Origin of the sequence: Aminobacter aganoensis (genome assembly GCF_014206975.1) — a bacterium.
Classification (GTDB): domain Bacteria; phylum Pseudomonadota; class Alphaproteobacteria; order Rhizobiales; family Rhizobiaceae; genus Aminobacter; species Aminobacter aganoensis.
Genome location: NZ_JACHOU010000002.1, coordinates 501,019 through 519,809, shown reverse-complemented (window position 1 = coordinate 519,809; position 18,791 = coordinate 501,019). Strand labels below are relative to the sequence as shown.

16 protein-coding genes are annotated in these 18,791 nt (G+C 64.8%); 10 read left to right on the top strand and 6 right to left on the bottom strand.

Features of this window, described 5'->3' with window-relative positions; genetic code table 11:
- The first annotated feature begins 30 nt into the window (after positions 1–30).
- Positions 31–849 carry a DUF1499 domain-containing protein gene (locus GGR00_RS06605; RefSeq protein ID WP_055978335.1) on the top strand — a complete coding sequence of 273 codons (819 nt, stop codon included), beginning with the start codon at positions 31–33 and terminating at the stop codon, positions 847–849.
- A 2-nt stretch (positions 850–851) separates the two neighbouring features.
- On the opposite strand, the gene GGR00_RS06600 is transcribed toward GGR00_RS06605, so the two are convergent.
- A complete protein-coding gene (locus GGR00_RS06600) occupies positions 852–1,760 on the bottom strand; it encodes an MBL fold metallo-hydrolase (RefSeq protein ID WP_055978336.1) in 909 nt (302 codons plus the stop codon).
- 123 nt (positions 1,761–1,883) lie between these two features.
- On the opposite strand from GGR00_RS06600, the gene GGR00_RS06595 reads away from it, so the two are divergent.
- Both GGR00_RS06595 and GGR00_RS06590 read left to right on the top strand, forming a co-directional pair.
- Positions 1,884–2,480, top strand: coding sequence for a biotin transporter BioY (locus tag GGR00_RS06595; RefSeq protein WP_184698688.1), 597 nt, complete (start codon positions 1,884–1,886; stop codon positions 2,478–2,480).
- An 84-nt stretch (positions 2,481–2,564) separates the two neighbouring features.
- Entirely contained in the window at positions 2,565–3,572 is a 1,008-nt protein-coding gene (locus GGR00_RS06590; RefSeq protein WP_184698687.1) for an NAD-dependent epimerase, read from the top strand.
- 9 nt (positions 3,573–3,581) lie between these two features.
- Here GGR00_RS06590 and GGR00_RS06585 read toward each other — a convergent pair whose 3' ends face one another.
- Positions 3,582–5,033: a DUF2793 domain-containing protein gene (locus GGR00_RS06585; RefSeq protein WP_184698685.1), complete on the bottom strand. Its 1,452-nt coding sequence runs from the start codon at positions 5,031–5,033 to the stop codon at positions 3,582–3,584.
- A 273-nt stretch (positions 5,034–5,306) separates the two neighbouring features.
- On the opposite strand from GGR00_RS06585, the gene cysD reads away from it, so the two are divergent.
- From cysD to cysQ, 3 genes are read left to right on the top strand one after another with little or no spacing between them, the layout of a single operon-like run.
- Positions 5,307–6,212, top strand: coding sequence for a sulfate adenylyltransferase subunit CysD (gene cysD, locus GGR00_RS06580; protein ID WP_055978340.1), 906 nt, complete (start codon positions 5,307–5,309; stop codon positions 6,210–6,212).
- 2 nt (positions 6,213–6,214) lie between these two features.
- Positions 6,215–8,152, top strand: coding sequence for a sulfate adenylyltransferase subunit CysN (cysN, locus tag GGR00_RS06575; RefSeq protein ID WP_184698683.1), 1,938 nt, complete (start codon positions 6,215–6,217; stop codon positions 8,150–8,152).
- Positions 8,103–8,957 (top strand): 3'(2'),5'-bisphosphate nucleotidase CysQ, encoded by an 855-nt coding sequence (gene cysQ / locus GGR00_RS06570; RefSeq protein WP_156381309.1) that lies wholly within the window; start codon positions 8,103–8,105, stop codon positions 8,955–8,957. Before cysN ends, cysQ begins: the two co-directional genes overlap by 50 nt.
- 15 nt (positions 8,958–8,972) lie before the next feature.
- On the opposite strand, the gene GGR00_RS06565 is transcribed toward cysQ, so the two are convergent.
- From GGR00_RS06565 to GGR00_RS06550, 4 genes are all read right to left on the bottom strand, one after another.
- The gene (locus GGR00_RS06565) at positions 8,973–10,115 is read right to left on the bottom strand and encodes a DegT/DnrJ/EryC1/StrS family aminotransferase (protein WP_184698681.1); all 1,143 of its coding nucleotides are present in this window, start codon (positions 10,113–10,115) and stop codon (positions 8,973–8,975) included.
- Between the two features lie 234 nt (positions 10,116–10,349).
- Positions 10,350–11,273 (bottom strand): carbohydrate kinase family protein, encoded by a 924-nt coding sequence (locus tag GGR00_RS06560; protein ID WP_184698679.1) that lies wholly within the window; start codon positions 11,271–11,273, stop codon positions 10,350–10,352.
- On the bottom strand, positions 11,270–11,716 hold the full coding sequence (locus GGR00_RS06555) for an RbsD/FucU domain-containing protein (RefSeq protein WP_184698677.1): 447 nt from the start codon (positions 11,714–11,716) through the stop codon (positions 11,270–11,272). The genes GGR00_RS06560 and GGR00_RS06555 overlap by 4 nt, the downstream gene beginning before the upstream one ends.
- Before the next feature lie 2 nt (positions 11,717–11,718).
- The gene (locus GGR00_RS06550; RefSeq protein ID WP_184698675.1) at positions 11,719–12,945 is read right to left on the bottom strand and encodes an ROK family protein; all 1,227 of its coding nucleotides are present in this window, start codon (positions 12,943–12,945) and stop codon (positions 11,719–11,721) included.
- Between the two features lie 213 nt (positions 12,946–13,158).
- Here GGR00_RS06550 and GGR00_RS06545 point away from each other — a divergent pair, with 213 nt between their 5' ends.
- The 4 genes from GGR00_RS06545 (at position 13,159) to GGR00_RS06530 (ending at position 18,784) form a co-directional block, all read left to right on the top strand.
- Positions 13,159–14,190, top strand: coding sequence for a sugar ABC transporter substrate-binding protein (locus tag GGR00_RS06545; RefSeq protein ID WP_184117345.1), 1,032 nt, complete (start codon positions 13,159–13,161; stop codon positions 14,188–14,190).
- 102 nt (positions 14,191–14,292) lie between these two features.
- A complete protein-coding gene (locus GGR00_RS06540) occupies positions 14,293–15,375 on the top strand; it encodes an ABC transporter permease (RefSeq protein ID WP_055978346.1) in 1,083 nt (360 codons plus the stop codon).
- On the top strand, positions 15,375–16,157 hold the full coding sequence (locus GGR00_RS06535; protein ID WP_055978347.1) for an ATP-binding cassette domain-containing protein: 783 nt from the start codon (positions 15,375–15,377) through the stop codon (positions 16,155–16,157). The genes GGR00_RS06540 and GGR00_RS06535 overlap by 1 nt, the downstream gene beginning before the upstream one ends.
- Before the next feature lie 158 nt (positions 16,158–16,315).
- On the top strand, positions 16,316–18,784 hold the full coding sequence (locus GGR00_RS06530; protein WP_184698673.1) for a glycogen/starch/alpha-glucan phosphorylase: 2,469 nt from the start codon (positions 16,316–16,318) through the stop codon (positions 18,782–18,784).
- Positions 18,785–18,791: the final 7 nt, after the last annotated feature.

Below are 18,791 nucleotides of genomic sequence, written 5' to 3'. Positions count from 1 at the left end.
CTGTGACATTGCAGACGGGTACGGGGTTCCATGGTCGAGTTCCAGTCGAGATATCATGAGCAGCGCACCACGCGCTCGGCCGGACTGTCGCGCGGCATGGCGTCCTTTTCAACGGTGCTGCTGATCACCGCCGTGCTCGGCCACCGCCGTGGCCTGATCGAGACGACCGCGTTCTTCTGGGTGCTCGGCATCGTTGCCCTGCTCGCCGCCTTCGCGTTGCTGCTGTCAGGCTTTGCCTTTTCGCGGCTGTGGAAGTTTGGCGATCGCGGCGGTCACGACCTGACAGCCGGTGCCTTGCTCGGGCTCGTCGTTCTCGCGCCGTTCGGCTTCGTCGCCTACCAGATCGCCACCTTGCCGATGCTGCGCGACATCTCGACCGACACCGAGGTTCCGCCGGCGTTGACGGCGGCGGTGTCGTTGCGGACGCCTGCGATGAACAGCCTGGAATTGCCCTCGGCCGGCGAGCGCGCCTTGCAGGCCCAGGCCTATCCGCTGGTTGCCGGGCGGCGATACGACCTGTCGCTCGACCGGGTTCTGGAGAGCGTGTCGGCGGTCCTGGGACGGCAGGGCTGGGAGGTCGTGGTGCCGCCGCCGGCCGCCGAGCAGGCCATCGGCGAGGTCGACATCGAGGCCGTAGCGCGGACCTTCATTCTGGCCCTGCCGTCGGACGTGGCGATTCGGCTGGTGGATGACGGCGATTCGACCTTCGTCGACATGCGTTCCGCCTCACGCTACGGCCGTCACGACCTTGGCGACAATGCCGAGCGGATCACCGCATTCCTGACGGCGCTCGATCAGGAGATCGCCGCCCAGGCCGGCACGGCAACCACCGCAACACCCGAGCAATAGCCTCACCTGACCGGCGAATAGACGCTGTCGATCGCTGGCGCTTCGCTGCTGGTAGCCTGGCCGCGCCCGACCAGGTCTTCGAGATGGGCGAGGACCGAGAGGCCGGCTGCACCGTAGAGCCGGGGATCGGTATCGCGATAGATCGCGCGCACGATGTCGGGGATCAGGCGGTCCCCGGCGCCAAGCCGCTCGAGGATGGCCTGTTCGCGCATCCTGCGGTGCGCCTTCAGCCCGGGCACGAAGGTTTGTGGCGCCACCACCGGGCCGCCATGGCCGGGCAGATAGAGGCGGTCATCGCGTGCGATGAGCTTGTCGAGCGATGCCATGTAGTCCGACATTGCGCCATCGGGCGGGGCGACGATCGAGGTCGACCAGGCCATGACGTGGTCGGCTGAAAACAGAACGCCGGTGCCCTCGAGCGCGAAGGCGGCGTGGTTCGCGGCATGGCCGGGCGTCAGCACCGTGCGCATGCGCCAGCCGTCGCCGTCGACGATCTGGCCGTCTGCCATGACGAGGTCGGGCACGAAGTCGGTATCGCTGCTGGCGTCGAGCGGGGCGATCTCGCCAATCCGCAACGGCCGTGCGGGGCGGTGTGGGCCTTCGGCAACAGTTACCGCGCCGGTCAGCGCCTTGAGGCGCGCTGCCAGCGGCGAGTGGTCGCGATGGGTGTGGCTGACGAAGACATGACTGACCGGCCGCCCGGCAATGGCGCGGATCAGGGCTTCGAGATGAGCCTCGTCGGCCGGCCCGGGATCGAGGACGGCCAAGGTGTCGCGGCCGATGATGTAGCTGTTGGTGCCGTGGAAGGTGAAAGGGCCGGGATTGTTGGCGGTGATCCGCATGACGCCCTCGGCGACCGGGACCGGCTGGCCGTAGGCGGGATCGAAGCGTGTATCGAGGTCGAGGGACATGGCCGGCCAATATCTGTGAGTTCGAGGAGCCAGAGGCAAATTCGTTTGCCGCGTAGCACGGAAGACAATATAGGGAAAATCACGTCTAGCGTGCTTTGGTACGCACAGCACAAAGGGGTTTACATGGCCGTTGCATCCAGCAGTTCCACCGCACTCATCTCCGCGGCATTGCCCGAAAAGGGCGCGATGCGCCTGGCGACCCAGCTTCTTCTGGCCGTTGCCGGTTCGCTGCTGCTCATCGCCTCGGCCAAGACCAAGGTCATGCTCGGACCGGTCGACATGTCGCTGCAGACGCTCGCCGTCCTCGGCATCGCCGCAGCCTACGGAATGCGTCTCGGCCTTGCGACGATCCTGCTCTACATGGCCCAGGGCGCCATGGGGTACCCGGTGTTCCAGAGCACGCCCGAGAAGGGCCTCGGCCTTGCCTACATGCTCGGTTCGACCGGCGGCTACCTCGCCGGCTTCGTCGCCATGGTGGCGATCGTCGGCTGGGCCGTCGACCGCGGCTGGGGCCGCAGCATCGTCAAGATGCTCGGCGCCATGCTCGTCGCCGAAGTCGTGATGATGGCGATGGGCTTCTCCTGGCTGTCGCTGCTGATCGGCGCCGAGAAGTCGTGGCAGTTCGGCGTCGTGCCGTTCATCGTGCCCGACCTGATCAAGGTGGCGCTCGCTGCCGCAGCCGTTCCGGCGATCTGGGCGCTGCTTCCCAAGAAGGGCTGACCGGCCAAGGACTGCATACTGGTCTTAGCAACGCCCCGGCTCTAGAAAGGCCGGGGCGTTTTGCATTTGAAGAGCATTGGGATCATGACTGTTCTTGTCACCGGCACTGCCGGGTTCATCGGCTTCCACGTCGCCAGGCGGCTTCTGGCGGAGGGATACGAAGTTGTCGGCTTCGACAGTGTCACCGACTATTACGACACCTCGCTCAAGCGGTCGCGGCTGGAAATCCTGGCCGAGAACGACGATTTCCGCTTCATCCGGGCCGACCTCGCCGACGCGGCGGCGGTGAAATCGGCCTTCGAATGCCGTCCGGAGATCGTCATCAACCTCGCCGCACAGGCCGGGGTGCGCTATTCGCTCGAAAATCCGCAAGCCTATGTCGACGCCAACGTCACCGGCTTTCTCAACATCCTCGAGAATTGCCGCGCAACGCAGCCGAAGCACCTGATCTACGCCTCGTCGAGTTCGGTGTATGGCGGCAACAAGAAGCAGCCCTATTCGCCGCGCGACGGCGTCGATCACCCCGTCAGCCTCTATGCGGCGACGAAGAAGGCCAATGAACTGATGGCGCATACCTACAGCCACCTGTTCGGCGTGCCCGCCACCGGCTTGCGCTTCTTCACCGTCTACGGGCCCTTGGGGCGGCCTGACATGGCCTATTACAAGTTCACCCGTGCCATCTTCGCGGGCGAACCCATCGACATCTACAACAACGGCGACATGTACCGCGACTTCACCTATGTCGACGACATCGTCGAGGGCATCGTCCGCCTCATCGACCTGCCGCCAAAGGCCGATCCCGACTATGACATCGCCGCTGGCGGCGCCACGGGCAGCTGGGCGCCGCATCGCGTCATGAACATCGGCAACCGCCGCAAGGAACATCTGATGGAGATGATCCGCATTCTCGAGCGCGCGACAGGCCGAGAGGCGGTGAAGAACTTCATGCCGCTGCAGCCGGGCGACGTGCTCAGCACATGGGCCGACGTCAGCGACCTCGAGGCATTGATCGGCGAGCTTCCGCACACGCCGATCGAGGAGGGCCTGCTGCGCTTCGTCGATTGGTACGGCCGGTACTACCGCGTCCAATAGCCGGGGCATTCAGGCATATTGGCCTCCGGTCGCCGCAGCGCCGGCCACGCTTCCGGGAAGGTAGGTCGCTCCGCCGCCGGCGGTATCGATGACGCCGTTGAGTGCCGCACTGTAGCGCTGGCCGGTCGCGCTGCCGCTGAATGCCATGCCCGCGCAAGCGATCGTGCCATGCCGGCAGCCGGCAAAGGCGGTGGCGAAGGCGGGCGTCCCCGAGAGCGTCACGGTCCGGCCGTCGGTGTTGATGATCCCGCCGCTCTGCGCCGACCAATGCATCGGCGATGCGCCTGAAATGCTGTAGTTGCCGGCAGCGATCGCCGCGCCGTTGTTCCTGCACAGGATATGCGCCTGGGCGCAGGCCCCGAAACGGACGTTCTGGAACCGGAGCGTGCCGCCGTCCGCGTCGAGGCCGAAGCCGCTGGCCGACGTCCTCATCTCCATGTCCTTGACCAGGCAAGCCGTGCCGGACGGCGCGCTGATGGCATTCGCACTGGTGGTCGAGACGATCACGTTGGCCGGCGTCCCGTTGTTGCCGGCAATGACGAGCGCCGATGGCCCAGCCTGGCCGGTCATCGCCGGAACGACGATGGCGCCGGCATAGGTGCCGTCGGCGACCTGGATGGTGACCGTGAAACCGGCCATGTCGAGGCTCGCCGCGGCGTCGAGCCCCTTCTGGATCGTCAGGAAGGCGCCGCCGCTGGTGTTGGTCAGCCCGTTGTTGGCATCCGAGCCGTCGGTGCGGACGAAATAGGTCCGGTTGGCAGCGAGCAGTTCGCGGACATGGCGCCTTGCCACTGCCTGGTTCTGGTCGGTCAATGGCAACGCTGCCGGCAACAGCACGCGCCCGTCCGAACGGCTGACCTGCAGCGCCTCCGTCCAGGCGCCGCCATCGGGAGAAACCTTGAGGTGCCAGTCGTCGTCGCCGGCGAGGCCGAATTCGGCGCGGCCGGAATAGCCGGTCTGAAACAGCAGCGAGGCATTGTCGCCGGCGGCAGCCTTGTTGATCTTGACCTGCTGGCCAGCGCCGAGATTGTCGAACAGCACCGCCTGGCTCTTCACCGAGAGCCGATTGGTGGTGTCGGCGGTCGTGTTGATGCCGACCATGGCCGCCGGGTTGATGCCGAGCGCGACGGTGTCGACCCAGCCGGTGCCGTCATGGGCAAGGATGCGCTGTTCGTCGGCGACCCAGGCAAGCCAGCCCCTGACCGGGTTGTGGAAGGCCCAGGCGCCGTCCTGCCAGCCGGCGATCTGGCCGACCTTGCCGGCCCAGCCGCCGGTTGCCGCAGCCGCGACGATGTAGCGGTCGCCCTCGGCAGGCGAGGCAGGCGGCGCTGCCAGATGCCGGTCGAGAACGGAGAGTTGCACGAGGATGTCGATCGCCTGCAGCGCCTCGTTGTGGGTGACATGTTTCTGTGCCTGGGACGGCATGATGAAGGGCATTTTCAGGTTGGTCGTTTGTTCCAAGGCGGGCTCCTCTCGTTGGCTCTTGCGCGATGATAGGGCCGGCCGGAAGGGGGGTGGAAAAGCGGACATGTCTATCCACGCTTCGAGCCCTGTTTCGGCATGCGGTGGAATGGCATTCCCGAAGTTGCGGCGCAGGGGGCAAAACTGACTTGGCCGGCCGCGAAATTTGGACTTGCGCTGCTTGAGACGCCGCCGGTTTGCGGGGAAACTGCAGCCAATCGGTCGTTTCGGCTCCAGAGCCGCGGCCAAGGAACGATTTCCGAAGGCTTTTCAATGCTTGCCAGACTGACTCACCTGGACCGTCTCGAGGCGGAGGCGATCCACATCTTCCGTGAGGTCGCAGCCACTTTTACCAAGCCCGTGATGCTCTATTCCGTTGGGAAGGATTCCTCCGTCCTGCTGCATCTGGCGATGAAAGCCTTCTACCCGGCCAAGCCGCCGTTTCCGTTCCTCCATGTCGACACGACCTGGAAGTTCCGCGAGATGATCGAGTTTCGCGACACGATGGCGCGCGAGCTCGGCTTCGATCTCCTGGTTCACGTCAACCCGGACGGTGTCCGCGACAACATCAATCCGTTCGACCATGGGTCGAATACCCACACCCATGTGATGAAGACTGTCGGCCTGCGCCAGGCGCTCGACAAATACGGCTTCGACGCGGCCTTCGGCGGTGCCCGCCGCGACGAGGAGAAGTCGCGCGCCAAGGAGCGCATCTTCTCGTTCCGCAACGCCCAGCATGCCTGGGACCCCAAGAACCAGCGCCCGGAGATGTGGAAGATATTCAACACCCGCGTGTCGGCTGGGGAATCGATCCGTGTCTTCCCGCTGTCCAATTGGACCGAGCTCGATATCTGGCAGTACATCCTGCAGGAAAACATACCGATCGTACCGCTCTATTTCGCCAAGCATCGCCCGGTGGTCGAGCGCGACGGCATGCTGATCCTGCGCGACGACGACCGCATGAAGCTGCATCCGGGCGAGGTGGTGGAGAACAAGCTGGTGCGCTTCCGCACGCTGGGCTGCTACCCGCTGACCGGTGCGATCGAATCCGACGCCGACAGCCTCGAAGGCATCGTCAGCGAAATGCTGACGGCTCGCACCTCCGAACGGCAGGGACGCCTCATCGACCGCGACGAAGCCGGCTCGATGGAAAAGAAGAAGCGCGAAGGGTATTTCTGAGCATGCGGCACGCACTGGCAAACAAGGTCGAGGCTGCAGAAAGCGTCCGCGAATATCTCGCCGGCCAGGAGCAGAAGTCGCTCCTGCGCTTCCTGACCTGCGGTTCGGTCGATGACGGCAAGTCGACGCTGATCGGCCGGCTTTTGTCCGACACCAAGCAGATCTTCGAGGACCAGCTCGCGGCCCTGGAACGCGATTCCCGCAAGCATGGCACCACGGGCGAGGATGTCGATTTCGCGCTGCTGGTCGACGGGCTGGAAGCCGAACGCGAGCAGGGGATCACCATCGACGTCGCCTACCGCTTCTTTGCCACGCCGAAGCGCAAGTTCATCGTCGCCGACACGCCCGGCCACGAGCAGTACACGCGCAACATGGCGACCGGCGCCTCGACGGCAGATCTTGCCATCGTGCTGGTCGACGCGCGACAGGGCGTCTTGCGCCAGACGCGGCGCCACTCGATCATCGCCTCGCTGCTCGGCATCAGGAACATCGTCGTCGCGGTCAACAAGATCGACCTCGTCGGCTTCGACCAGAAGGTATTCGACCGCATCACGGCCGAATACGCCGCCTTTGCCGAGAGCCTGGGCTTCAAGTCGGTAGTGCCGATCCCGATGTCGGCGCGCTTTGGCGACAACGTCACCCGGCGCTCGGACAAGATGGGCTGGTATTCGGGCCCGACGCTGATCGAGCATCTCGAGTCGGTGGTCGTCGAGGAAGAAGCTGCCGAGCGCCCGTTCCGCTTCCCGGTGCAATATGTCAACCGGCCCAACCTCGATTTTCGTGGCTTCGCCGGCACCATCGCTTCAGGCTCGGTCTCACAGGGCGACGAGATCGTCGTCGCCAAGTCGGGAAAACCCTCCACGGTCAAGCGCATCGTCGCCCAGGGCGGCGACCTGCGCACGGCGGTTGCCGGCCAGGCCGTCACCATCGTGCTCGAAGACGAGGTCGAGGTTTCCCGCGGCAATCTGCTGGTGGCGCCTGCGGCACGGCCGCATGTCGCCGACCAGTTCGCCGCCAATGTCGTCTGGTTCGACGAGCAGGCACTGCTTCCCGGGCGCTCCTACATCCTGCGCACCGAGACCGACCAGGCCAGCGCCACCGTCACCGATCTCAAGTACCGTATCAACGTCAACGATTTCGCCCATGAGGCGGCGAAGTCGCTGGAGATGAACGAGGTCGGCGTCTGCAACATTTCGGCCCAGTCGCCTGTCGCCTTCGACAGCTTCGCCGACAACCGCACCACTGGCGCCTTCATCCTGATCGACCGGATCAGCAACGCCACCGTCGGCGCCGGCATGATCCTGCATCCGCTGCGCCGGTCGGAGAACATCCACTGGCAGTCGCTCGACGTGACGAGCAAGGCGCGTGCCGACCTCAAGAACCAGCGCCCGGCGGTGCTGTGGTTCACCGGCCTGTCGGGCTCCGGCAAGTCGACGGTCGCCAACCTGCTGGAAAAGAAGCTGCACGCCACCGGGCGCCACACCTACGTGCTCGATGGCGACAATGTCCGCCACGGCCTCAACCGCGATCTCGGCTTCACCGACGAGGATCGGGTCGAGAACATCCGCCGCGTCGCCGAAGTCGCCAAGCTGATGGCCGATGCCGGCCTGATCGTCATCGTCTCGTTCATCTCGCCCTTCCGAGCCGAGCGCCGCATGGCGCGCGAACTGATGGGACAGGGCGAGTTCGTCGAGGTGTTCGTCGATACGCCGTTCGAGGAATGCGCCAAGCGCGACCCGAAGGGTCTCTATGCGCGCGCGCTGGCCGGTGCGATCAAGAATTTCACCGGTGTCGATTCGCCCTATGAAACGCCGAAGAATCCTGAGATTCATCTCCAGACCCTCGGCAAGACCCCTGAAGAGATGGTCGAGGCGGTCGAGGCCTGGCTGAATGAGCGAGACATTGCAGAACACCAATACGACGACGGCGGCGGCATCTGACGAAGCCATCCTGCAAGTGATCGAACGCCTGGCACTGGATGCCGGGCGGGCGGTCATGGACGTCTTCCATTCCGACATCTCGGTGAAGGAAAAGGCCGACGCCTCGCCGGTGACACAAGCCGATCGCGCGGCGGAACGCGTGATCCTGGCGGGCCTGCGCTCGGCGTTTCCGGACATCCCTTGCGTTGCCGAAGAAGAGACGGCCGAGGGCATCGTCCCGCCAGAGCTCGGTCAGGTTTTCTTTCTTGTCGACCCGCTCGACGGCACCAAGGAATTCGTCAGGCGCCATACCGATTTCACCGTCAACATCGCGCTGATCCGGGGCGGAGCGCCGGAGATCGGCGTCGTCTACGCGCCTTGCACGGGGCGCTTCTTCTCCGGCCGGCCGGGCAGGGCGGAAGCCTTCGAGGCCCGTGACGGCGAGGCCGTCTCGGAGCGCCGTCGCGTTCACGTGCGCGAGGGCCGCCAGCCGCTGACCATCGTCGCCAGCCGCTCGCACCGGACGCCGGAAACCGATGCCTTCATCAAGAAGGTCGCGGCGGCCGAGATCGTGTCTGTCGGTTCGTCCTTGAAGTTCTGCCTGGTGGCGGCCGGAGAGGCCGACATCTACCCGCGCTTCGGCCGGACGATGGAATGGGACACCGCCGCAGGCGATGCCGTGCTGCGCGCGGCCGGCGGGATCACCCACACGCTCGACGGCGAACCGCTCGTCTATGGCAAGCGCAACCAGGCCGGCGAGGACGACTTCGCCAACCCGCACTTCGTCTCGACGGGCCGGATCGTCGATCCGGCCTTCAAGTTCTGATCGGGAAGCGGCGTCTTACTCGGCCGCGATCTTGGCCGAGTTGGAGCCGACGTAGTTGCGGATCGTGGTGATGATCCGGTCCTGGTCGGCCTCGCTGAGATAGGGATGCATCGGCAGGCACAGGATAGTGCCCGGGACTGCATCGGACACCGGCAGGCCACCCGGCGTGCGCGGATAGTGGCTGTAGGCCACCTGCACATGCAGCGGCTTCACGTAGTAGATGACCGAAGGGATGCCCTCGGCCTGCAGGTGGGCCTTGAGGCCATCGCGGTCGGCGGTCTCGATGGCATATTGTGCCCAGGCGGAACGACCGCCGGCCGGCGCGCGCGAGGCCTTCACCACGTCGCCGAGGCCGTCGGCGTAGCGCTGGGCGATACGGGCGCGTGCCTGCATCTCGTCCTCGAGGATGGCGAGCTTCTCGATCAGGATCGCCGCCTGCAGCGTGTCGAGACGTGAGTTCAGGCCGACATGGATGTTGTCGTACTGGGTCTCGCCCTTGCCGTGGAAGGCGAAGGAACGCAGGCGCGCGGCGAATTCGTCGTCGTTGGTGAACATCGCACCGCCGTCGCCGTAGCAGCCGAGCGGCTTGGCCGGATAGAAGCTGGTGGAAGCGACATGGCCGTAGGCGCCGCACATCTTGCCGTCCTGCGAGCCGCCGATCGACTGGGCGGCGTCCTCGATGACGAGGAGGTTCTCGCGCTTGGCGATGGCGTCGATCGCCGCATAGTCGGCGGCGATGCCGAACAGGTCGACCGGGATGATCGCCTTCGGCTTGAGGCGGCCTTCCGCCTTGATCATGGCGATCGCGGCTTCCAGGCTCTCGATCGAGATGTTGTAGGTGTCGGGTTCGATGTCGACGAAGACCGGCTCGGCCTTGGCAAGGGCCACCACCTCGGCGGTCGCGGCAAAGGTGAAGCTCGGCACGAAGACGGCATCGCCCGGGCCGATGCCGGAGGCGAGCAGCGGCAGAAGCAACGCATCGGTGCCGTTGGCGCAGGCGATGACATGCTTGACGCCGACATACTTTGCCAGCTGGTTCTCGAATTCGGTGACTTCAGGGCCGAGAATGTAGCGGCCGTCATCGACAACCTTGTCGATAGCCGCCTTCAGACGGTCGCGGATTCGTTCGCGCTGCGCGCCGAGATCGATGAACTGCATGATGGCCCCAAAAACCCAATCGTTTCTTCGGGCCGCTGATAGCAGAGTTGCTGAGTCCGAAACAGCCGAGCCCCCTGCGGCATCCTTGGCGCGGCTCCGGTTCTTGTTACTTTCGGTTGCAGCGATTTCGCGCCCAAATCGGCGGAAAACATGGGGTTTTGCGCGCCGGCCGTTGAGCCGGCTTGGCGATGCGAAACATAAAGTGATCGGCTAAATCGCCGGAAAACGTCCGTTTCAGGCCAGTTCGCGCCGCCATGGCGGGTTTGCGCCGGCCCGCGACACGGTCACCGCCGCTGCCCGTGCCCCGAGCGAAAGTGCTGCTTCGATGGCTGATTCCGAAAGGGCGGCGACGGCACCTTTAGTCAGGGCGCCCTGTTCATGCAGGGCGGCAAGGACACCCGCGTTGAACGTGTCGCCGGCGCCGACCGTGTCGACCACGGTCACCTTTTCGGGCGTCACCGAGACCGTGTGCCGGGCGCTGTAGGCGGTGGCGCCCTTGCTGCCCTTGGTGACGATCACCAGCTTTGGACCCTTGAGCAGCCAGTTGGCGGCGATCTCGTCATGGCTGCCGGTTTCGCCGAACCAGGCCAGGTCCTCGTCCGAAAGCTTGACGATGTCGGCCATGCCGAGCATCCGCCGCATCCGTTCGAGATGCGCCTGCTTGTCCTGGATGAAGCCCGGCCGGATGTTCGGGTCCAGCATCGTCACCCGGTTCTTGTGCTCGCGCTTCATCAGCGCTTCGTAGGCTGAGCCGCAGGGTTCCGGGATCAGGCTGATCGCCCCGAACAGCAGGGCGTCGATGTCGTCGCCGAGCGTGGGCAGGTTGGCCTCGGTCAGCATCCGCCCGGCGGTGTTTTCGTCGTAAAAGGTGTAGGTGGCATGGCCGTTGTCGAGCCGGACGAAGGCCAGCGTCGTCGGGCGGCCCGACAGGTTGGCATAGCGCGAGCCGACATCGCTTGCCGCAAGCACCTCGCGAATCTGCTGGCCGAACAGGTCGGACGACAGGCCGGAGAAGAATTCGGTGGGCACGCCGAGGCGGCCGAGCGCGATCGCCGAGTTGAAGATGGCGCCGCCGGCATAAGGTGCGAAGGACGGTTCGCCGGCCGCACTGTGCCGGGGCAGCATGTCGATGAGCGCTTCGCCGCAGCACAGGATCATGGCTTGCCGGTTCCCTTCGGGTAGATGACGCCCTTGCGGACGATGATGTTGGCGTAAAGCCTTGGTTCGCTTGTGGCGATGATGGTGTGGGCCGTCTTGACGCGGCTGTAGAAGGCGTCGCCGGCGAGCGGCACGACCGAAAAGCCGGGCGCGCGATGGGCGCACACCGCCTCGATCTCACCGTGCACGGGGTCGTGCAGGGCAGGGTCGCCCTTGACCGAGGAGCGGAAGATCGCCTGCGGCACGAAATCGTCGACGGGCAGCACCTGAAGCACGGCGTCGAGCACGGGGATCAGGTCGAGGCCGTCGGCGCGGATGACGCGGCGGCCATGCTCAAGCGCGGGATAATTGCCGTCGACGATGGCGATTTCGTCGCCATGGCCCATGGCGCGGAGCGTGAACAGCAGGTCCGGGCCGAGCAGGGGGGGAATGCCGATGAGCACGATCAGACCCCCCGCGACGGCGCCGTCGAGCCGATGAGGAAGCGTTCCGACAGCGGCAGGCTGGCGCCGCCCAGCGCGCGCGCGTGGATGCCCACCGTGCCTTCACGCACCGACGGAATGCGCAGGCCTTCGACGTCGATCTTGCCGATTGCCGCCTGCACCGCCTGCACCAGGCGGGTGCGGATCGCCGGCGGCATCCAGCCGTCGATGACCGCACTTTCGAAATCGATGACCGAGGCCGACGCGACGATCGCGTAGGCCAGCGCGTCCGATGCGGTCGCTATCCAGCCGTCGAGTTCAGGGCCGAGGTCGCGCCACTCCTCGGGCGAGGTCCAGAGATAGGACGCCTCGATGCCCTTCGCGTTCAGCGCTTTTTCGAGCACCGCGATCGAGGCGACGTCGATGAGCTGCGTCGGCCTCCCGCCCGGGCCTGGCACCGGCATCGAGCCGAGCGCGCCGGCATTGCCGGTCGGGCCGCTGTAGAGCCTGCCGTTCAGCACGACACCGCCGCCGGCAAAGGCGCCGATGTAGAAATAGACGAAGTCGCGCAAGGCGCCGATATCGCCGAACACCAGTTCGGCGCCGCAGGCGGAGGTGGCGTCGTTCTGCACGTAGACGGGGAAGGAAAACAGCGTCTGCAGATCGGCGCGGATGTCGCGGTTGCGCCATTCGTCCATGACCTCGCGCGGCGCACCCGCCGTGTCGACCCAGCTCCACAGCTCGAACGGCATGGCGACGCCGAGCCCGGCGATGCGCTGGTCCTGTTCCCGCGTCAGGCTGGCGCGCATCTGGGCGATGCCCGATCTGACGAAGTCGATCGTGTCGCGCGGAGTGGGGTAGCCATACGAATTCTGCAGCATGGCGCGCGTCTTGCCGAGGAAGTCGATGAGCACGAGTTCGGCGCTGCGACGGCCGATCTTGAGGCCGATGAAGAAGGCTCCCTCGGGATTGAGCGCCATCGGGATCGATGGCTGGCCGATCTTGCCGCGGATGGGCTCCTGGCGTAGCAGCAGCCCTTCGACCTCCAATTCGCGCATGATCACCGAGACTGTCTGCGCCGACAGGCCGGTCATGCGCGCAATGTCGGATTTGGCCAGCGCGCCGCTCTGCCTGACCAGCGACAGCACCAGCCGTTCATTGTGATCGCGCATGCCGCTCTGGTTGGTGCCGCGCAGTTGCTGGCTTTCAGCAGCGTCCGGCGAACCGTGCCTCGAACTTCCGGCCTCCACCGGCTTCCTCCCGTCAATTTCAGACTTTTCTTTTGGGACAGAATGCGGGCCGACTGCAATCCTGTCAATAATAAATAAGAGTGATTTAATTATTGACAGCCGATCTCGATTGGTGTTTCGTCGGTGCCGGATACTCGACTGGGAAGAGTGAACGAGCATCCGGGGCGAAGCCCGCTGATCGGGCTCGCATGGTTTGGTTTGGAGGAGTACCAGATGAAATTTTCAGTTCTGAAGACGACTGTCTTTGGTGCGGCCGTTGCCGCGCTCGCAAGCATAGCCGCGCCGGCTTCGGCCGCCGAGGTTGGCGCCTGCCTGATCACCAAGACCGACACCAATCCCTTCTTCGTCAAGATGAAGGAAGGTGCCACCGCCAAGGCAACCGAGCTCGGCGTGACACTGAAGAGCTACGCCGGCAAGATCGACGGTGACAGCGAAAGCCAGGTCGCGGCGATCGAGACCTGCATCGCCGACGGCGCCAAGGGCATCCTGATCACCGCGTCCGACACCAAGGGCATCGTGCCGACGATCAAGAAGGCGCGCGACGCCGGCATCCTGGTCATCGCGCTCGACACCCCGCTCGAGCCGGCAGATGCTGCCGACGCCACCTTCGCCACCGACAACCTGCTCGCCGGCAAGTTGATCGGCCAGTGGGCCGCCGCCACGCTCGGCGACAAGGCCAAGGACGCCAAGGTTGCCTTCCTCGACCTGACCCCCTCGCAGCCGACCGTCGACGTCCTGCGCGACCAGGGCTTCATGATGGGCTTCGGCATCGACGTGAAGGACGCCAACAAGATCGGCGACGAAGACGACGCGCGCATCGTCGGTCACGACGTCACCAACGGCAACGAAGAAGGTGGCCGCAAGGCCATGGAAAACCTTCTCCAGAAGGATCCCGGCATCAATGTCGTGCACACCATCAACGAGCCTGCCGCTGCCGGTGCCTACGAGGCGCTCAAGGCCGTCGGCATGGAGAAGAACGTGCTGATCGTCTCGGTCGACGGCGGCTGCCCGGGTGTCAAGAACGTCCAGGACGGCGTCATCGGCGCGACCTCGCAGCAATATCCGCTGATGATGGCCGCACTCGGCATCGAGGCGATCAAGAAGTTCGCCGACAGCGGCGAGAAGCCCAAGCCGACCGAAGGCAAGGACTTCTTCGACACCGGCGTTTCGCTGGTAACCGACAAGCCGGCCGCCGGCGTGGAATCCATCGACGTCAAGACCGGCCTGGAGAAGTGCTGGGGTTGATCTGACCGCCTGACGGCGTGACACTCCTTGCAGACGAAGGGCGGCCCCTTGGTCGCCCTTCCTACAAGGGGGATATGAAATCCCTCATCGGAGGAAATCGACATGACTGACGCTTCGGCAGATGCCAGGCGGCCGCAAGAGTTCGAGAAGGTTCTCTCGGGCAGCGACACGTCAGTGGCCAGCTTCGACACGCATACGCGTTCGCCGATCGAGAAGATCCAGCATTTCCTGCATTCCAATCCGGCCGCGGTGCCGCTCATCGTGCTCGTGGCCTCGATCGTGCTTTTCGGCCTGATCATCGGCGGCAAGTTCTTCTCGGCCTTCTCGATGACGCTGATCCTGCAGCAGGTGGCGATCACCGGCATCATCGGCGCCGCCCAGACGCTGGTTATCCTGACCGCCGGCATCGACCTGTCCGTCGGCGCCATCATGGTGCTGTCGTCGGTGGTGATGGGCCAGTTCACCTTCCGCTACGGCCTGCCGCCGTCGCTGGCGATCCTGTGCGGCTTCGCCGTCGGCGCGCTGTGCGGCTGGATCAACGGCGCGCTCGTCTCCTACATGAAGCTGCCGCCGTTCATCGTCACGCTCGGCACCTGGCAAATCGTTCTGGCGACGAACTTCCTCTACTCGGCCAACGAGACGATCCGCGCCCAGGATATCGAGACCCAGGCGCCGATCCTCCAGTTCTTCGGTGCGAATTTCCGCCTCGGCAATGCCGTGTTCACCTATGGCGTTGTCGCCATGGTGCTGCTGGTGGCTGTCCTCTGGTACATCCTGAACCACACCGCCTGGGGGCGGCATGTCTACGCCATCGGCGATGATCCCGAAGCCGCCCAGCTTTCCGGCGTGCGGGTCAACAGGGTCCTCATCTCGGTCTACGTCATCTCCGGTCTGATCTGTGCCCTCGGCGGCTGGATGCTGATCGGCCGCATCGGCTCCGTGTCGCCGACGGCAGGCCAGTTCGCCAACATCGAATCCATCACCGCGGTGGTGATCGGCGGCATCTCGCTGTTCGGCGGGCGCGGATCGATCCTCGGCATGCTGTTCGGCGCGCTGATCGTCGGCGTCTTCCAGCTCGGCCTTCGCCTCATCGGCACCGACCCGCAGTGGACCTATCTGCTGATCGGCACCCTCATCATCATCGCGGTCGCGATCGACCAGTGGATCAGAAAGGTTGCAGGCTGATGGCTACCGAACCTCTTCTCACCGCCCGCGGGCTGGTCAAGCGCTACGGCCGCGTCACCGCCCTCAACAATGCCGACTTCGACCTCTATCCCGGCGAAGTTCTCGCCGTCATCGGCGACAATGGCGCCGGCAAGTCGTCGCTCATCAAGGCGATCTCCGGCGCCGTCACGCCCGACGAGGGCGAGATACTGCTGGAAGGCAAGCCGGTGAACTTCAAGTCGCCGATGGAGGCGCGAGACGCCGGCATCGAGACGGTCTACCAGAATCTCGCTTTGTCGCCGGCGCTGTCGATCGCCGACAACATGTTCCTCGGTCGCGAAATCCGAAAGCCAGGCATTCTCGGCAACTGGTTCCGCATGCTCGACCGGGGCGCGATGGAAAAGCGGGCGCGCGAAAAGCTGACCGAGCTTGGCCTGATGACCATCCAGAACATCAGCCAGGCGGTCGAGACGCTCTCCGGCGGCCAGCGCCAGGGCGTGGCGGTGGCACGAGCCGCGGCGTTCGGCTCCAAGGTCGTCATCATGGACGAGCCGACGGCGGCGCTCGGCGTCAAGGAAAGTCGCCGCGTGCTCGAACTGATCCTCGACGTGAAGCGGCGCGGCCTGCCGATCGTGCTGATTTCGCACAACATGCCGCATGTCTTTGAGGTTGCCGACCGCATCCACATCCATCGCCTCGGGCGCCGGCTGACGGTCATCGATCCGAAGGAATACACCATGTCGGATGCCGTGGCCTTCATGACCGGAGCCAAGGCACCGCCGGAGGCAGCAATCGCCGCCTGACCGGCCGGGTACAACCTCAGATCTCCGCGCCGCGAGATATTGACGCGGAGATTTAAATCGATTGAGATCGCATTCGGGATGGCTAAAATGAATGCGGGAGGTCAGGTGTCGGCAGGCGAGGCAAGTCAAGGGTGGCCGAACAATATGCGAGAGGCGAGATGACCCGCGCAGTGACCACGAAGATTCCTCAGCCGCCGCTTGGCGACACGAGCCCCGAGGCATTGGCTGCCGAAATCCTGAGCGCGCTGAAGTACCGGCTCGGTAAGGATGCCACGGTCGCGACCGACTATGACTGGCTGACCGCTTCGATCAAGGTCGTGCGCGACCGCATCGTCGACGAGTGGATCTCTTCCACCAAGGAGGCCTACGACCAGAGCGCCAAACGGGTCTATTACCTCTCGCTGGAGTTCCTGATCGGCCGCCTGATGCGCGATGCATTTTCCAATCTTGGCCTGATGGACGCAATGCGCCAGGCGCTTGCCTCGCTCGGCGTCGAGTTCGACGTCATCGCCAAGCTCGAGCCTGATGCGGCACTCGGCAATGGCGGCCTTGGCCGGCTCGCCGCCTGCTTCATGGAAAGCATGGCGACCGTCGACATTCCGGCCCATGGTTACGGCATTCGTTACGCCAACGGCATGTTCCGCCAGGAAATCCACGATGGCTGGCAGGTCGAACTGCCTGAAACCTGGCTCGAACACGGCAATTCTTGGGAGTTCGAGCGTCGCGAACGCGCCTTCGAGGTCGGTTTCGGCGGTTCGGTCGAGCAGGTCACCGCACCGGACGGCAGGCTCGAGCGCCACGTCTGGAAACCCACCGATCGCGTCCTGGCCGTTGCCTACGACACGCCTGTCGTCGGCTGGCGCGGCGCGCGTGTCAACACGCTGCGGCTGTGGTCGGGCATGCCGCTCGACCCGATCCTGCTCGACAAGTTCAATGCCGGCGACCACATCGGCGCGCTGGCCGAAAGCAACAAGGCCGATGCGCTGTCGCGCGTGCTCTATCCCGCGGATTCGCACAAGGCCGGCCAGGAACTGCGGCTGCGGCAGGAGTATTTCTTCTCGACCGCCTCGCTGCAGGACATCCTGCAGCGCCACATCAGCAAGTATGGCGATCTGAAGTCATTGCCCGACAAGGCGGCGATCCACCTCAACGACACCCATCCCGCCGTCGCCGTGCCCGAACTGATGCGTCTCTTGATGGACGTGCATGGCATGGACTTCGACACGTCCTGGGACATCACCAAGCGGACCTTCGCCTACACCAACCACACGCTTTTGCCGGAAGCGCTCGAAAGCTGGCCGGTGCCGCTGTTCGAGCGGCTCCTCCCGCGTCACATGCAGATCGTCTATGCGATCAACGCCGAGGTCCTGCTGGAAGCCAGGGCGACCGGCCGCTTCAGCGGTGAGCAGATCAGCCGTATCTCGCTGATCCAGGAGAACGGCGAGCGTCGCGTCCGCATGGGCAACCTCGCCTTTGCCGGCTCGCACAGCGTCAACGGCGTGTCGGCGCTGCACACCGAGCTGATGAAGGAAACGGTGTTCGCCGACCTGCACGGCCTCTATCCCAAGCGCATCAACAACAAGACCAACGGCATCACGCCGCGCCGCTGGCTGATCCAGTGCAATCCCGGGCTGACCGGGCTGGCGCGCGAGGCTATCGGCGACCGCTTCCTCGACGATATCGAGGCGATACGCGAACTCGACGGGTTCGCAGGCGACGCCGCGTTTCGGGAGAAGTTCGCCCACGTCAAGCGCGTCAACAAGGAGCGGCTGTCCAACCTCGTCGGCGAACGGCTGGGGATCAGGGTCGATCCGTCGGCGCTGTTCGACATCCAGATCAAGCGCATCCACGAATACAAGCGCCAGCTGCTGAACATCATCGAGGCGGTGGCGCTCTACGACCAGATCCGCTCGCACCCCGAACGCGAATGGACGCCGCGGGTGAAATTCTTCGGCGGCAAGGCAGCACCCAGCTACCACAATGCCAAGCTGATCATCAAACTGGCCAATGACGTTGCCAGGGTGGTCAACAGCGACCCCTCCGTGCGGGGCCTGCTGAAGGTCGTGTTTGTGCCGAACTACAATGTCAGCGCCGCCGAGATCCTGATGCCGGCGGCCGACCTGTCGGAGCAGATTTCGACCGCGGGCATGGAAGCCTCTGGCACCGGCAACATGAAGTTCGCGCTCAACGGGGCGCTGACCATCGGCACGCTCGACGGCGCCAATGTCGAGATCAAGGAACATGTCGGCGACGACAACATCTTCATCTTCGGCCTGACCACCGAGGAGGTCGCCCAGCGCCGCAGCAGCGGCTACCAGCCGGGCGCCGTGATCGACGGTTCGCCCGAACTCAAGCAGGCGGTGGCCGCGATCTCGTCCGGCGTGTTCTCGCCCGACGATCCGGCCCGCTATCGCGAACTGATGGACGGTCTCTACCAGCATGACTGGTTCATGGTCGCCGCCGATTTCGATTCCTACGCCGCCGCACAGCGCCAGGTCGACACTGTCTGGCGCGACAGCCCCGACTGGCATGCCCGCGCCATCCGCAACGTCGCCCGTGTCGGCTGGTTCTCCTCCGATCGGACCATCCGCCAATATGCCAAAGAAATCTGGAACGTACCGGCCTGATGTGATT